Origin of the sequence: Achromobacter sp. ACM01 (assembly GCF_014851745.1) — a bacterium.
Classification (GTDB): Bacteria; Pseudomonadota; Gammaproteobacteria; order Burkholderiales; family Burkholderiaceae_B; genus Achromobacter; species Achromobacter aegrifaciens.
Genome location: NZ_JACVAF010000001.1, coordinates 1,575,270 through 1,590,192 on the forward strand (window position 1 = coordinate 1,575,270; position 14,923 = coordinate 1,590,192).

The window sequence follows — 14,923 nt, forward strand, 5'->3', positions numbered from 1 at the left end:
ATGACCATTCGCGTCGCCATCAACGGTTACGGTCGCATCGGCCGCAACATCCTGCGTGCCCACTACGAAGGTGGCAAGAAGCACGATATCGAAATCGTCGCCATCAATGACCTGGGCGATCCCAAGACCAACGCGCACCTGACGCGCTACGACACCGCCCACGGCAAGTTCCCGGGCACCGTCGAAGTCGACGGCGACTTCATGGTCGTCAACGGCGACAAGATCCGCGTGCTGGCCAACCGCAACCCGGCCGAGCTGCCCTGGGGCGAGCTGAAGGTCGACGTGGTGCTGGAGTGCACGGGCTTCTTCACGACCAAGGAAAAGGCCGGCGCGCACATCAAGGGCGGCGCCAAGAAAGTCATCATCTCGGCCCCCGGCGGCAAGGACGTTGACGCCACCATCGTGTACGGCGTGAACCACGGCGTGCTGAAGGCCACCGACACCGTCATCTCCAACGCTTCGTGCACCACCAACTGCCTGGCCCCCCTGGTCAAGCCGCTGAACGACAAGCTGGGCCTGGAAAACGGCCTGATGACCACCGTCCACGCCTACACCAACGACCAGGTCCTGACCGACGTCTACCACGAAGACCTGCGCCGCGCGCGTTCGGCCACCATGAGCATGATCCCCACGAAGACCGGCGCTGCCGCCGCCGTGGGCCTGGTGCTGCCGGAACTGAACGGCAAGCTGGACGGCTACGCCATCCGCGTCCCGACCATCAACGTGTCGCTGGTCGACCTGTCGTTCGTGGCCAGCCGCGACACGACCGCCGAAGAAGTGAACGGCATCCTGAAGGCCGCCTCGGAAGGCGAGCTCAAGGGCATCCTGGACTACAACACCGAGCCCCTGGTTTCGGTCGACTACAACCACAACCCGGCCTCCAGCACCGTTGACGCGTCGCTGACCAAGGTTTCGGGCCGCCTGGTCAAGGTCTCGTCCTGGTACGACAACGAGTGGGGCTTCTCGAACCGCATGCTCGACACCACCGTCGCGCTGATGTCGGCCAAGTAAGCAACACGGCTAGATAGAGGGGACGGATTTGTTTTCCGCGTATGCGGAAAATGGGTTCGTCCCCTTTGTACGCCCATCGTAGGAATCCAAATATGTCCAAGGTCAACACTCTGTCCGCGCTGGCCAAGTCCGGCGCCCTGTCCGGCAAGCGCGTGTTCATCCGCGCCGATCTCAACGTGCCGTTCGACGACGCCGGCCGCATCAGCGAAGACACCCGCATCCGCGCCTCGGTGCCCGGCATCCGCATGGCGCTGGACGCCGGCGCCGCCGTCATGGTCACCTCCCACCTGGGCCGTCCCAAGGAAGGCGTGCTGACCGAGGCCGATTCGCTGGCCAAGGTCGGCCAGCGCCTGTCCGAACTGCTGGGCATGCCTGTGCAGCTGGTGCGCGACTGGGTCGACGGCGTCCAGGTCGATCACGGCCAGGTCGTGCTGCTGGAAAACTGCCGCGTCAACGTCGGCGAAAAGAAAGACGACGAAACGCTGTCCAAGAAGATGGCCGCGCTGTGCGACGTCTACGTCAACGATGCGTTCGGCACCGCCCACCGCGCCGAAGCCACCACCCACGGCATCGCGCGTTTCGCACCCGTGGCCTGCGCCGGCCCGCTGCTGGCCGCCGAACTGGAAGCCCTGGGCCGCGCGTTGCACGAGCCCAAGCGTCCGCTGGTCGCCATCGTGGGCGGCTCCAAGGTGTCGACCAAGCTGTCGATCCTGCAATCGCTGGCCGACAAGGTCGACCAGCTGGTCGTGGGCGGCGGCATCGCCAACACCTTCATGCTGGCTGCCGGCCTGTCCATCGGCAAGTCGCTGGCTGAACCCGATCAGGTCGACCAGGCGCGCGCCGTGATCGACATCATGAAGCAGCGCGGCGCGGCCGTGCCGATTCCGGTGGACGTGGTGTGCGCCAAGTCCTTCGGCGCCGACGCCGAAGCCACCGTCAAGGCGGCCGAAGACGTGGCCGACGACGACATGATCCTGGACATCGGTCCCAAGACCGCGGCGCAACTGGCCGAGATCCTGAAGCAGGCCGGCACGATCGTGTGGAACGGCCCGGTGGGCGTGTTCGAATTCGACCAGTTCGCCAACGGCACCGAAGTGGTGGCGCGGGCGATCGCCGAATCGGAAGGCTTCTCGATCGCCGGCGGCGGCGACACCCTGGCCGCCATTGCCAAGTACGGCATCGGCGAGCAGGTGGGCTATATCTCGACCGGCGGCGGCGCTTTCCTGGAATTCCTGGAAGGCAAGACCCTGCCTGCCGTGGCCGTGCTGGAAGCCCGCTACGCCAAGTAATACGTCTTGCCATGCAAGGCCGAAGCCGCCCCGATGGGGCGGCTTTTTTATGCCGGCGCCTTGATCCAGGCTGCCCAGGTTTGGCTGGCTTGGTGTAGCCTTGGCGCAAACCGGCGCGCCCCGGGCTCGCTTCATCCCCGATTTCTCCGCAGCACCATGAACCTACGCTTCATTCCCGGCCTCAACAATTTCCGCGGCATCACCCGGGAATCGGCGCGGCGTGACATCACCGCCGGCCTGAGCGTGGCGGCGGTGGCGCTCCCGGTGGGCCTGGCCTATGCCGCCATGATGGGCGTGCCGCCGGTGGCGGGCCTGTGGGCGGCGATCGCCGGGATGCTGGGCTATGCCTTGTTCGGCTCGTCGCGCACCTTGATCGTCGGGCCCGATACTGCCACCTGCACCCTGATCGCCGCCACCCTGACCGGCATGGCGCTGACGACGCCGGAAGACCGGCTGGTGGCCGCCACCGGCATCGCCCTGACGGTGGGGGTGGGCTGCCTGATCGCGCGCGCCCTGCGGCTGGGCGTGCTGGCCAACCTGCTGTCGCGGCCGGTGCTGATCGGTTACATGGCGGGCGTGGCGATCACGCTGGCGTTGTCGCAGTTGAGCGGCCTGACTGGCGTGGGCCTGCGCAACAGCGGACTGGTGCATCCGTTCCTGGAGCTGTCGCGGCGCCTGCCGGAAATCCAGATTCCCACCCTGATCCTGGGCCTGACGTCCTGCGCCTTGCTGGTGGCGGTCAAGCGCTGGCGGCCGAACTGGCCCGGCCCCATCCTGCTGGTGGTGCTGGCCTGCGTGCTGTCCTGGCTGTTCAACTTCCCCGGCCTGGGCATCGCCGTCGTGGGAGAAGTGCCTGCCGGCTTGCCGGCCCTGAGCCTGCCGGTGCGCCTGGAGGGCGTGGACGGCATCCTGCTGGGCGCGGCGGGTGTGCTGGTGGTGAGCTTCTCCAGCGGCATCGTGACGGCGCGCAGCTTCGCCGCACGCACGGGCGAACACGTGGATCCCAACCGCGAGCTGGTGGGCTTTGGCGCGGCCAATATGGCGGCGGGCCTGTTCCAGGGCTTCGTGGTGACGGGCGCGGACTCGCGCACGGCGGTGGGACTGGTGGCTGGCGGTTCTTCGCCGCTGGTCAGCGTCACCGCGGCGCTGGCGCTGGCGGTGGTGGTGAGCCTTTTGAGCGGGCCGCTGTTCTGGCTGCCGCAGGCCGTGCTGTCGGCCATCCTGCTGCTGGCCGCCATCAGCTTGTTCGATGGGCACGCCTTCATGCGCCTGGCGCGCATCTCGCGCATCGAGCTGGCGTTCGGCATCCTTGCCGCGGTGGGCGTGGTGGGCTTTGGCGTGTTGCAGGGCGTGGCCGTGTCGGTGGGCGCCACGCTGCTGTATGCGATGTACGTGTCGGGCAATCCGCGCGACGCCTTGTTGGGCCGTTTGCCCGGCGAAACGGTGTTGGGCAAGCTGCACCTGAATCCCGAGGCCCAGCCGGTACCGGGCACGGTGATCTGGCTGTTCGAGTCTTCGGTGTGGTTCTTCAACGCCGACGCCTTCCGCCGGCGTGCGCGCGAGGTCATCGAGCAGGCAGGCGACGTGCGCTGGTTCGTGCTGGACGCCGAAGCCATGACCCAGGCTGATGCCGACGCGGTCGAGGCGCTGTATGAACTGAAGCATGTGCTGGACGAGCGCGGCATCACGCTGCTGGTGGCGGGCGGACACGGCCAGTTCCGCACCGCGCTGGAACGCTCCGGCCTGGTCAAGAAGATCGGCCGCGACAAGATCTTCGGCAGCCCCGAGCAGGCCGTGGAAGCGATCGAACGCTGGCGCCAGGCACCGCCCGCGGCGCTGGGCTAAGGCGCCCCGGCTGGGCGCCTTGGCTTAATCGATGATGTGGTAGCCGCCGTCGATGTATATCGTCTGCCCCGTCATGCGGCGGGCGGCGTCGGTCGCGAGCCAGGCGGTGGCTTCGCCCACGTCGTCGATGGACACCAGGCTGCGCGCGGGAGCCTTCGACTGGGCGCGGTCCAGCAGCGTATCGAATTCGGCGATGCCCGAGGCGGCGCGCGTCTTCAGCGGCCCTGGTGATATCGCGTGCACGCGTATGCCCTGCGGGCCCAGTTCCGCCGCCAGGTAGCGGGTGGCGGACTCCAGCGCGGCCTTTACCGGCCCCATCATGTTGTAGTGCTCGACCACCATCTGCGACCCGTAGTAGCTCATGCAGAACAACGCGCCGCCGTTGCGCATCAGCGGCTCGGCCAGCTTGGCCATGCGGATGAAGGACCAGCAGGACACATCCATGGCCTGCAAAAAGCCCTCGCGCGAGCAGTCGGTCACGCGGCCATGCAGGTCGTCGCGCGGGGCGAAGGCGATGGAATGCAGCACGAAATCCAGCTGGCCCCATTCGGCGGCGACGCTGTCGAACACGGCTTCGAGCTGGCCCTCGCGCATCAGGTCCAGCGGCAAGAGCAGCGGCGCCTCCACCTGGCGGGCCAGTGGCTCCACATGGCGCAGGGCCTTGTCGTTCAGGTAGGTCACGGCCAGCTCCGCGCCCAGGGCGTGGAAGGCCTTGGCGCAGCCCCAGGCGATCGAATCCGCATTCGCGATGCCCGTCACCAGGCCGCGCTTGCCCGCCAGCGGCAGCAGCGCGCTCATCGCTGCCTCACCAGTTCCAGCGTGTGCTGGGCGATGATCAGTTCTTCGTTGGTGCGCACCACGTAGACGCCGATGCGGCTGTCGTCGGCGGAGATGCGGGGGCCATGGCGGGCGTTGCGTTCGGGGTCCAGCTTGATGCCCAGCCAGCCCCAGTGCTCGCTGATGGCCTGGCGGATCTCGGCGGAATTCTCGCCCACGCCGGCGGTGAAGACGATGCCGTCCACGCCGTTCATGGCGCAGGCCAGGCCTATCATGCCTTCGGCCACGCGCCAGGCGAAGTACTGCAGCGCCAGCTTGGCCGAGGGCGCGTCGCTGGCCAGCAGTTCGCGCATGTCGTTGCTGATGCCGGACAGGCCCTTCATGCCGCAGTCGTGATAGAGCAGGTGCTCGATCTCGTCATGGGTCATGCCGCGTTCCATCATCCACAGCACCACGCCCGGATCCAGACGGCCGGGGCGGGTGCCCATGGGCAGGCCTTCCAGCGCGGTGAAGCCCATGGTGCTGTCCACGCTCTTGCCGTGATGCATGGCGCAGGCGGAAACGCCCGAGCCCAGATGGGCCGCAATGATCTTGCCGTTGGCGATGTCCGGCAGCGCTTTCTTCAGGCGCTGCGCGATGTACTCATAGGACAGGCCATGGAAGCCGTAGCGGCGCACGCCTTCCTGGTACAGCCGTTCCGGCAGCGCGTAGCGGTCGGCCACGTCGGAGTGGCTGCGGTGGAACGCGGTGTCGAAGCAGGCGACCTGCGGAATCCAGGGCCGGCGCTCGCGGATCACGCGGATGGGCGCCAGGTTGTTCGGCTGGTGCAGCGGCGCCAGCGGCGTGAAGGTGTCGAGCTTGGCCAGGATGGCGTCGTCGATCAGTACCGGCTCGGACAGCTCGGGGCCGCCGTGCACCACGCGGTGGCCTACCGCCAGCGGGGCGCCGCCCAGGTGGCCGCTGAGCCAGGTGCCGACGACTTCCTGGCCGTTGGGCACGTCGGGCGCGTGGCTGGGCGCGATTTCGCGTTCGACCAGGGTCTGGCCGGCGGCGTCGCGCACCTTCAGCTTCGGGTGCGAGGTGCCTATGCCTTCGAGCTGGCCGCCCAGGCGCGGGGCCAGCTCCTGCGCCCCGTCGATGTCGTACAGATAGAACTTGATGCTGGAACTGCCGGCGTTGATGACGAGGATGGTGTCGGTCATGGCGCTGTGATTCCGGATTCCGAGGGGCGCTTCAAGCGAGCGGGCGGGCCTGTTGCTGGGCCAGGTGGTGGGCGTAGATGGCGGCCACCGCGCAGGACGCGAGGCGCGAGCGCGGGCTGTCGGCGCGGCTGGTCAGGATGATGGGCACGCGCGCGCCCAGCACGATGCCGGCCGCCTCGGCATTGGCCAGGAAGGTCAGGTTCTTGGCCAGCATGTTGCCGGCTTCCAGGTCGGGCACCACCAGCACCTGGGCCACGCCGGCCACCGGCGAGCGTATGCCCTTGATGCGCGCGGCGTCGGGGCTGATGGCGTTGTCCAGCGCCAGCGGGCCGTCCAGCAGGCCGCCCTCGATCTGGCCGCGGTCGGCCATCTTGCACAGCGCCGCGGCTTCGATGGTGCTGGGGATGCTGGGGTTGACCTGTTCGACCGCCGACAGGATCGCCACGCGCGGCTCGCCCAGGCCCAGGCCGTGGTGCAGGTCGATCACGTTGCGGATGATGTCGGCCTTGGTTTCCAGGTCCGGAAAGATGTTGATCGCCGCATCGGTGATGAAGAGCGGTTCGGCGTAGGTCGGCACTTCCATGATGAAGACGTGGCTGATGCGCCGGCTGCTGCGCAGCCCGGTGTTGCGCGCCACCACTTCGTGCATGAGTTCGTCCGTGTGCAGGCTGCCCTTCATCAGCAGTTCGGCTTCGCCGCTGCGCACCAGGGCGACCGCGCATTCGGCTGCCGCGTGGCTGTGCGGCGCGTCGACGATGCGCGCATCGCCCAGGTCGAACTTGTGCTCGGCAGCGACGGCGCGGATCTTCTGCTCGGGGCCCACCAGGATGGGCTTGAGCAGGCCCAGGTCGCGGGCTTCGAGCGCGGCCGACAGCGAGGGTTCGTCGCAGGGGTGGGCGATGGCGCAATGCGCCGGCGCCAGCGTCTGCGCGCGCGCGATGAGCCTGTCGTAGTGGGAGGTGGGAGGCAGCGTCATGCGGATTTCGCCTTGGCGGATTTGCGCGCGGGACGCGCGGCGGGTTTGGCGGAGGCGCTACGCTTCTTGGCGCGCACCGGGACGGCAGGCTCGGCCGCGGCCGAGGCCGAGGCCGCTTCGGGCCTGGCCGCCGCAGCGCGCACCGATTTGCGCGCAACGGTCGCCGTTTTCCTGGGCGCCGGCTGTTGAGCCTCCTCACGCTTCTGCGCACGGCGCTCGGCGTACTCGAAGATGCGTTCCATCTCGTCCAGGCTGATGCGGGCGGCCTCGCTCAGGGGCTCGGCGGCTTCCAGCACATGCTTCATGGTGTCCAGCGTTTCGCGGATTGCGGCGGCGGGCGCATTGTCCAGCAGGTGCGGTATGGCCTGGATGGCGCCGGCGGCGTCCAGGGTCATCATCAACGCCTGGTCGCGGATGATGTCCTTGAATTCCTGCAACGACAGCGCGGTGTCCGATTCGGCGCGCATCTTGCGGATCAGCGCGTAGCTGCGTTCGTCCAGGCCGCCTTCGGCGCCCGACACATACAGCAGCATGCGGATCGCGGCAACGCGCAGGCCGCCTTCCAGCATCAGCGAACGCAGCTCGGCGGCGCGCTCTTCCATGAAGCGGCGGTGCTCGGGCGACACGCCCGGATGCTTGCGCGGCGGGCCGGAGCGCGCGCCCAGGCCGGCCAGGTCCTGCACCAGCGGCGAACCGTAAACGCCCATGAAGGTGCGTTCGTCGGCGGAATCGCGCAGTTCCTGCCAGATGTTCAGGCTGGTCTCGATCAGGTTCGAGAACATTTCCTGGGCCATCAGGAAGGGGTTGTCGGCCGACACCGGCTGGCGGTGTTCGCGCACCTGTTCGGCGACTTGGGCAATCGGCGCGATGGCCGGATTGCGGTCGGAGATCAGTTCATAGGGCAGGCGCAGCGGATGCAGGCGCTGCGACCATTCCGCCGATTGCGGCGTCACCAGGGCGCGCAGCCAGGGTTGCACGAAGCTGCGGTACATGCCCAGGTTGATGTCGGAAATGCGGGCGACGGCGGCGAAGCGGCGGTCGTCCTCTTCGTTGCGCTCGACGATGGCGCGCACGTCATCCAGCGTGCGCTGCTCGAACGACAGCACGTAGTTGCCATAGGCCAGGTCGGCGTTGGGCGTGTCGGGCGTCTTGTCGGCGATCTCCGCCTGGTAGATGCCCGGCGGCAGCACGTCGATCATGTCGATGTTGGACGTGAATTCCTGGTGCTCCTTGCGCGCCACGCTGCCGGACACGAAGATGCCCAGATGGCCGATGCTTTCGTGCACCGCATAGACGATGGTCTGGCCGTGCGCCAGCACTTCGGATTCGTCCTGGTACAGATCGGGGATCCAGCCCAGCGCCTGCGGCGGGGGCGTGATGTTGTCGCCCTTGGAGCAGAACACCACGATGGGCGAGCGGATGTTGCGCAGGTCGATGCGGATGCCGTCCGAGGTCACCAGGCCGGCGGTGGCCAGGCGGTTGCCGACGAACAGGTTGTCGACGATGTACTGGATTTCCGGGCCGTTCAGGAAGACGTGGCCGCCCCACCATTTTTCGAAGCTGAGGTAGCGCTTGGCCTCGGTGTCGACGTTGGAGTACAGGTTGTACTGCTTGGACCACAGGGTGTTGGCCGGATTCAGGTTCTCGAAGTTCTGCACCAGCCAGGCGCCATCGAACTTGCCGTCGCCCAGGTCGCTGGTCAGGGCGGTGAGCCAGCTGCCGCCCAGCAGGCCGCCGGCATAGCGCATGGGATTCATGCCGCGCCAGCCCGCCCAGTAGGACAGCGGCGCGCCCGCCACGATGATGGGGCCGAACAGTTCGGGACGGACCGCGGCGGTCATCATGATCTGCCAGCCGGCCTGGCAATTGGCGACCACCACCGGCTTGCCTTCGGCGTTGGGGTGCAGCGCGATGATCTCTTCCAGGAAGCGCGCCTCGGCCATCATCACGTCCTCGACGGTCTGGGTCGGCATGGGCTGCGGCAGGAAGGTGGCGAAGTAGCAGGGGTGGCCGGCGCGCAGCGCCACGCCGATCTCGCTTTCAGGCTTGAAGCCGCCGATGCCGGGGCCGTGCCCGGCGCGCGGATCGACCACCAGGAAGGGCCGTTTGATGGGGTCGGTTTCCACGCCGTCCGGCGGTTTGATGCGCAGCAGGCCGTAATTGACGGGGCGCGGCAGACAGCGGCCGTCCATGACCAGTTCGGACTCCATGCTCAGCACGTTGGGCGCGCGCTTGGCCATGTGCTCGTGGTACTGGTTGCCACGCTGGCGCATCACATCGGCGTACAGCACGCCGCGCTGCCAGGCGTCCACCGCGTATTCGTAGGCGGCAGTCCAGGGGTTGAAGGGCGGGGCGGGTACGCGATCGTTGCCAGATCCGGCCATGGCGATCTCCTGTAGGTTGCTTGCGGCGGCGGGCCGCCGCGCCGATTCAGAGTGGAACCGGCCGAGTTGACCTCCCCATTACACCGCAACTGATGTTGCGGTGCAACATCAAGTGTCTTGATGCAGGTCAAGCAGTGGCCGATATATCCGTCCCCTTTAGGACTGGTCAGCCGGGCAGCGGTTCAGTCAGGGTCGTGGCACACCGCTTCGATGCGGTTGCCGGAAGGGTCCAGCAGGAAGGCCGCGTAATACTGCGGGTGGTAGTGCTCGCGCAAGCCCGGGGCGCCGTCGTCGCGCCCGCCGTGGGCCATGCCGGCGGCATGGAAAGCGTCGACCGCGGCGCGGCTGGGCGCCTTGAAGCACCAGTGCCGGCGCGCCGCGGGGGCGGCTGCGTCATCGGCGAACACGGAGAGATAGCTGTGCTGGCTGCTGCCTGCCCGGCAGCGCTCGCCGTAGCCTAGCGCGTCGGGGCGGTCATAGACCTTGGCCGCGCCCAAGGCCTGCATGACGGCGTCATAGAAGGGGCGGGCGGCGTCCAGGCGGGAAACGGTGATGGAGACGTGATCCAGCAGTTGCATCGCGGCTCCCGGGCGGTTCAGGCGCGCGCGGCGGCGTTGTGCTCCAGCCATTTCTGGACGGAGGGGCGCTGCCACTGGGCGTCGGCGTAGGCGCGCAGGGCGTCGGGCAGGTCGTCCTGGAACAAGCGCTTGATCATGACCGCGAGGTCGGTATCGGCGATGCACCATTCATCGAACAGCGAGGTCCGGTCCGCGCCCAGCAGATGGGCGCCCACGTGGATGAGCTTGGCCGCGGCGGCATGGGCGGCGTCCGACAACGGCAGGCCGGCGGCGCCGTGGAACACGGTTTCCGTGGGGCGTTCCTGACGCAGCGCTCCCAGGTCGCTGCGCAGCCAGGCCTGCAGTTGGCGGGCGCGGGCGCGCTGGCGCAGGTCGCGCGGATACAGCGCCGGGTGCTCGGGGGCGGGGAAGGCGTCTTCCAGGTATTCGGTGATGGCGCTGGATTCGGTCAGGCTGAAATCCGCGTGGGTCAAGGCCGGCACCCGCGAGGTCAGCGCGCGGCTTTGGTAGGGCTGCATGCGCTGCTCGCCCGCTTCCAGATCGATGGGGCGCACCTCGAACGGCAGCTGTTTTTCAGTCAGCGCCACATAGGCCGACATGGCGTAGGGGCTGAGGAACAGGGAATCGACGAATAGCGTAAGCGGGGCGCCCAAAATCTAGTCTCCGGTTTGACGGGTAACGGCATGTGCCGCGGCGGCGGGCCGCGGATACGTCAAAGCGTAACGCATCTGCGGCCGGGCTGTCGCGCCGGGGGGGCTTCAGTCGACGATGAAGAGCTTGGCGCCGGTCGCGGTGGATGAGCGGTGCGGTTCGGCCTGGTCGGCGACCTGGTAGCTCATGCCCGGCGTCAGCACGAATTGCCGGCCGTCTTCCAGCTCGGTGTGCAGTTCGCCTTCCAGACAGAACAGGATGTGGCCCTTGCTGCACCAGTGGTCGGCCAGGTAGCCGGCCGTGTACTCGACCATGCGCACGCGCAGGTCGCCGAACTGCCGGGTGCGCCAATAGGCCATGCCGGTCTCGCCAGCGTGTTCGGTGCGCTCGACCTCGGACCAGTCGGTGGTGCCGAAGGGGATGTTGCTCATCTTCATGGTGATTCCTGCGTTGTGACGCGGACGCAATGGCGTCCGCCAAAGAATGGAGACTACGCCAGCGCGGGCAGTTTCTTGTGCCAGAACATCGCGCGGCCGGTGGTATCGTCCAGGGCATAGCCTTCGAAACCGAGCTTGCGGTACAGCCCCTGGGCGACCGCGTTGCCTTCCAGCACTTCCAGGGTGATCTTGCAGCAGCCCAGGTCACGCGCCCGCTCTTCCAGCGCCGACAGCAGGGCCTTGCCCACGCCGCGGCCCTGGAATTTTTCCGCGACGCCCAGGTCGTGCAGATTGAGCAGCGGGCGACAGGCGAAGGTGGAGAAGCCTTCGAGATAGACCGCGACGCCGGCGGCTTCGCCGTCGATGCGGGCCAGCAGCGCCCGCGCCGTCGGGCGGCGGGCCAGTTCGGCGATCAGGTTCTGCTGTGCGTAGGCGGGCAGGGGAGCGTTGCCCCCCATGGGGCCGCTGGCGTACTCGTTCAGCATGGCCAGCACCTGGCGGCCGTGCTCGGGATTGTTGAAGTCTGCGTCGATGATTTCCAGCACGATCTGTTCCTGTGGGCCTGTCGTGGTCGGGGCTGGCGCATCCGGGCGCCAACCGGACATTATGCGCGATGCCCGACGCCTGACAAGGCGCATTGAAAAATCGCCCCATAACCCCTATCTTCTTGATATCCCAGGCCGGACCCGGCGCAACCGGAAGCGGCCGCAACGCTTTGCCAAGGGCTGCACATGGAGTTCAAGGACTACTACAGCATGCTGGGCGTGGAGCGGGACGCCTCCGAAGACGACATCCGGCGCGCCTACCGCAAGCTCGCCCGCAAATACCATCCCGACGTCAGCAAGGAAAGCGACGCCGAAACGCGCATGCGCGACGTCAACGAAGCCTATGACGTGCTGCGCGACAAGGAAAAGCGCCAGGCCTACGACAATCTGGCCGCAGGCGTCTCGCCCGAGGGCAGCTTCCAGCCGCCGCCCGGCTGGGACGAAGGCTTCGAGTTCCACCGCGGCGCCGCGCCCGGCGACGAGGCCCAGTTCAGCGAGTTCTTCTCTTCGCTGTTCGGCGGCCGCAACCGGCGCGGCGGGGCGCAGCAGCAACAGGAATTCCGCGCGCGCGGCGAGGACCACCACGCCGCGATCGAGGTGGACCTCGAAGACGCGCTCAAGGGCGCCACGCGCGACATCAGCCTGCGTTCCATGCAGATGGACGAGCAGGGCCGCCCCCACATGCAGACCCGCACGCTCAGCGTGCGCATCCCCGCCGGCGTGCGCGAAGGCCAGTACATCCGGCTGGCCGGGCAGGGCATGCCCGGCTACGGCGGCGGCGAGAACGGCGATCTCTATCTGGAAGTCCGCTTCAAGCCGCATCCGCGCTACCGCGCCGACGGCCGCGACCTCTACATGACGCTGCCGGTGGCGCCGTGGGAAGCGGCACTCGGCGCCAGCGTGCATGCGCCCACGCCGGGCGGCACGGTCGAAGTGTCGATCCCCGCGGGGTCCGCCAACGGCCGCAAGCTGCGCCTGCGCGGCCGCGGCATTCCGGGCGATCCGCCCGGAGACCTCTACCTGGTGCTGGACCTGGTGTTGCCGCCCGCCGATAGCGAAGCGGCCAAGGAGGCCTACCGCAAGCTGCAGCAGGACCTGCCCTTCAATCCGCGGCGCCACCTGGGGGTATGACCATGAAAAAAATAGTCGTCACCACCGCCACGGTCGTGGGCAAGTCCCGGCCGCTTTCCGCCGACGACCTGGCCCGCGCCTGCGGCGAGGAAGTCGAATGGGTCGTCAGGCTGGTCGAAGTCGGCATCGTCAATGCCAGCGGTCCCAGGCCCGCCGAATGGCGCTTCTACAGCGCCGACCTGCAACGCGCGCTGGACGCCCGCCGCCTGGTGCGGGATTACGGCGCCGGCCTGGACGCTGCGGCGCTGATCCTGGACCTGAGCCAGGAAGTCCGTCGCCTGAAGGCGCAACTGCGCGCGCTGGGCCTGGAGGACAAGTAGGCTGTGCGCGGGTGGGTAAACTAGCTGGTTGTTGAAGAGACCAGCGGAACACCTTGCAGACCCCTCCAGCCCATGCGCCCGCTCTGGCGGGCAGCGCCCGCATCGACGGCCTGAAATCCTGCCTGCCCGTCATGATCGGCTACTTCCCGGTGGCCGTGACCTTCGGCATCGCGGGCGTGGCCGCGGGCCTGTCTCCGCTGCAGGTGGTGCTGATTTCCGTGCTGGTCTATGCCGGCGCCAGCCAGTTCCTGCTGCTCGCTTCCATCAAGGCCGGCACCCCGTGGCTGTGGGTGGTGGCGCTGTGCTCGCTGCTCAACGCTCGCCATCTGCTGTACGGCCCGCTGTTGTCGCGGTTCCTGCCGGCGGGACTGAATGAGCGCCTGAAGGTCGCCTTCCTGCTCACCGATGAAGTCTTCGCCACGGCTTTCAATCGTTTGCAGACCGTGGAGCCCGCGGGCCGCCAGCGCTGGATGATCGCGCTGGGGCTGGGCGCTTGGCTGACCTGGATCGCCGGCACGGCCGTCGGCGTCTATGCGGGAGACGGCCTGGAGCGCCACTACCCCATGCTGTCACAGGTGATGCGCTTTGCGCTGCCGGCGCTGTTCATGGCCCTGGTGTGCCAGAGCGCGAAGCGCGGCATGGGCCTGCCCATCGTTGCGGCGGTGGCCGGAGCCGGGGCCGTGGCCGCGCTGGGCCATACCAGCCTGGCCATCCTGGCCGGCGCGATCATCGGCTGCGTGGCGTATCGAATGAGGAGGCTCGCATGAACACCGACGGACTGGGTTTCTGGGGCGCGGTGATCGCCATGGCGGCCATCACCTATCTGACGCGCGCCTTGCCCTTCATGCTGTCCGAGCGCAGCCGCCTGCTGCGCCACCTGTCGCGCGAAGGCTCGGCGCTGGCCGCCCTGGGGCCGTCGCTGCTGGCTGGGATCGCCGCGGCGGTGATCGTGCCCGACCTGCTGGCCGCCGGCGACCAGACGGCGAACCTCGGCCCCTACGCAGGCGGCCTGGTCGTGACCGCGGTGGCGGCCCGCCTGGTCAGCAATGCCGGCGTCGCGGTGCTGCTGGGCATGGCGGGATACGGGGTGTTGCTGGCCTTGGCGGCGTAAGACCCGCGGGGCAAAATGGTCGGACTTCCACGGAGATCGACCATGCTTACGCTTTATCATGCGCCGCGTTCGCGCTCGTTCCGGATACTTTGGCTGCTCGAGGAACTAGGCGTGCCTTACGACACCGAAATGGTGTCCATCCGCGGCACCGACAGCGCGGGCCACATGCCCTCGGACTACATCGACATCCACCCGCATCGCAAGGTGCCGGCCCTGGTGCACGACGGCGTGCCCGTGTTCGAGACGCCGGCAATCGCCCTTTACCTGACCGACCTGTTCCCCCAAGCGGGGCTGGGTCCGGTGGTGGGCGACCCGCTGCGCGGGCCCTACCTGACCTGGCTGGCCTATTCCACCGGCGTGTTCGAACCGGCCATGGCCGAGCGCGCCTTCAAGACGCCGCATCCGGGCGGCGCGCTGGGCTGGGGTTCGGCCGAGGAGGTCGAGCAGGTGCTGACCCGGGTCTTGCAGGCGCGGCCGTTCTTCCTGGGCGACAAGTTCTCGGCCGCGGACATCGTGCTGGGCGGCACCCTGCAATACATGATGCAGGTGAAGGTTCTGCCCGAGACCCCTGTGTTCACCGCCTACGCGGAGCGGCTGGGCGACCGTCCGGCCATGCACCGCGCCTTGCAGCGCGACGGGGACATCGAGGAAGCCTGACGCGGGGCT

The 14,923-nt window shown here is 68.0% G+C and carries 16 protein-coding genes; 8 read left to right on the top strand and 8 right to left on the bottom strand.

The features are described 5' to 3' along the window. The 3 genes from gap (at position 1) to IB268_RS07335 (ending at position 4,145) form a co-directional block, all read left to right on the top strand. On the top strand, positions 1-1,011 hold the full coding sequence (gene gap, locus IB268_RS07325) for a type I glyceraldehyde-3-phosphate dehydrogenase (RefSeq protein WP_013395726.1): 1,011 nt from the start codon (positions 1-3) through the stop codon (positions 1,009-1,011). Positions 1,012-1,103: 92 nt separating this feature from the next. Continuing rightward, positions 1,104-2,300 (top strand): phosphoglycerate kinase, encoded by a 1,197-nt coding sequence (locus tag IB268_RS07330; RefSeq protein WP_119451049.1) that lies wholly within the window; start codon positions 1,104-1,106, stop codon positions 2,298-2,300. 156 nt (positions 2,301-2,456) lie between these two features. Next, positions 2,457-4,145: a SulP family inorganic anion transporter gene (locus IB268_RS07335; protein ID WP_082400760.1), complete on the top strand. Its 1,689-nt coding sequence runs from the start codon at positions 2,457-2,459 to the stop codon at positions 4,143-4,145. Between the two features lie 24 nt (positions 4,146-4,169). Here the strand turns inward: IB268_RS07335 and fabI are convergent, their stop codons facing one another. From fabI to IB268_RS07375, 8 genes are all read right to left on the bottom strand, one after another. Continuing rightward, positions 4,170-4,943 carry an enoyl-ACP reductase FabI gene (gene fabI / locus IB268_RS07340; RefSeq protein ID WP_175162113.1) on the bottom strand — a complete coding sequence of 258 codons (774 nt, stop codon included), beginning with the start codon at positions 4,941-4,943 and terminating at the stop codon, positions 4,170-4,172. Continuing rightward, positions 4,940-6,124 carry an acetate/propionate family kinase gene (locus IB268_RS07345; protein ID WP_192354028.1) on the bottom strand — a complete coding sequence of 395 codons (1,185 nt, stop codon included), beginning with the start codon at positions 6,122-6,124 and terminating at the stop codon, positions 4,940-4,942. The genes fabI and IB268_RS07345 overlap by 4 nt, the downstream gene beginning before the upstream one ends. A 31-nt stretch (positions 6,125-6,155) precedes the next feature. Further along, positions 6,156-7,100: a phosphate acetyltransferase gene (locus tag IB268_RS07350; RefSeq protein WP_054451527.1), complete on the bottom strand. Its 945-nt coding sequence runs from the start codon at positions 7,098-7,100 to the stop codon at positions 6,156-6,158. Next, a complete protein-coding gene (locus IB268_RS07355) occupies positions 7,097-9,484 on the bottom strand; it encodes a DUF3141 domain-containing protein (RefSeq protein WP_192353366.1) in 2,388 nt (795 codons plus the stop codon). Before IB268_RS07355 ends, IB268_RS07350 begins: the two co-directional genes overlap by 4 nt. 182 nt (positions 9,485-9,666) lie before the next feature. Next, positions 9,667-10,062 carry a VOC family protein gene (locus IB268_RS07360; protein WP_119451051.1) on the bottom strand — a complete coding sequence of 132 codons (396 nt, stop codon included), beginning with the start codon at positions 10,060-10,062 and terminating at the stop codon, positions 9,667-9,669. Positions 10,063-10,079: 17 nt separating this feature from the next. Next, entirely contained in the window at positions 10,080-10,715 is a 636-nt protein-coding gene (yfcF, locus tag IB268_RS07365) for a glutathione transferase (protein ID WP_192354029.1), read from the bottom strand. A 105-nt stretch (positions 10,716-10,820) separates the two neighbouring features. Continuing rightward, complete coding sequence (locus IB268_RS07370; RefSeq protein WP_054451523.1) at positions 10,821-11,150, bottom strand: DHCW motif cupin fold protein; 330 nt, start codon at positions 11,148-11,150, stop codon at positions 10,821-10,823. Positions 11,151-11,203: 53 nt separating this feature from the next. Next, a complete protein-coding gene (locus IB268_RS07375; RefSeq protein WP_054451522.1) occupies positions 11,204-11,695 on the bottom strand; it encodes a GNAT family N-acetyltransferase in 492 nt (163 codons plus the stop codon). Between the two features lie 186 nt (positions 11,696-11,881). Between IB268_RS07375 and IB268_RS07380 the strand changes: the two genes are divergently transcribed. The 5 genes from IB268_RS07380 to IB268_RS07400 are packed head-to-tail and all read left to right on the top strand — an operon-like array spanning position 11,882 to position 14,914. After that, the gene (locus tag IB268_RS07380) at positions 11,882-12,826 is read left to right on the top strand and encodes a DnaJ C-terminal domain-containing protein (protein ID WP_119451053.1); all 945 of its coding nucleotides are present in this window, start codon (positions 11,882-11,884) and stop codon (positions 12,824-12,826) included. A 2-nt stretch (positions 12,827-12,828) separates the two neighbouring features. After that, complete coding sequence (locus tag IB268_RS07385) at positions 12,829-13,146, top strand: chaperone modulator CbpM (protein ID WP_054452227.1); 318 nt, start codon at positions 12,829-12,831, stop codon at positions 13,144-13,146. 53 nt (positions 13,147-13,199) lie between these two features. Then, on the top strand, positions 13,200-13,913 hold the full coding sequence (locus IB268_RS07390; RefSeq protein ID WP_192354030.1) for an AzlC family ABC transporter permease: 714 nt from the start codon (positions 13,200-13,202) through the stop codon (positions 13,911-13,913). Beyond that, positions 13,910-14,257, top strand: a complete 348-nt coding sequence (locus IB268_RS07395) for an AzlD domain-containing protein (protein ID WP_119451055.1) — start codon at positions 13,910-13,912, stop codon at positions 14,255-14,257. Before IB268_RS07390 ends, IB268_RS07395 begins: the two co-directional genes overlap by 4 nt. 42 nt (positions 14,258-14,299) lie before the next feature. Next, positions 14,300-14,914 (top strand): glutathione S-transferase family protein, encoded by a 615-nt coding sequence (locus IB268_RS07400; RefSeq protein WP_054451518.1) that lies wholly within the window; start codon positions 14,300-14,302, stop codon positions 14,912-14,914. The last annotated feature ends 9 nt before the right edge of the window (positions 14,915-14,923 follow it).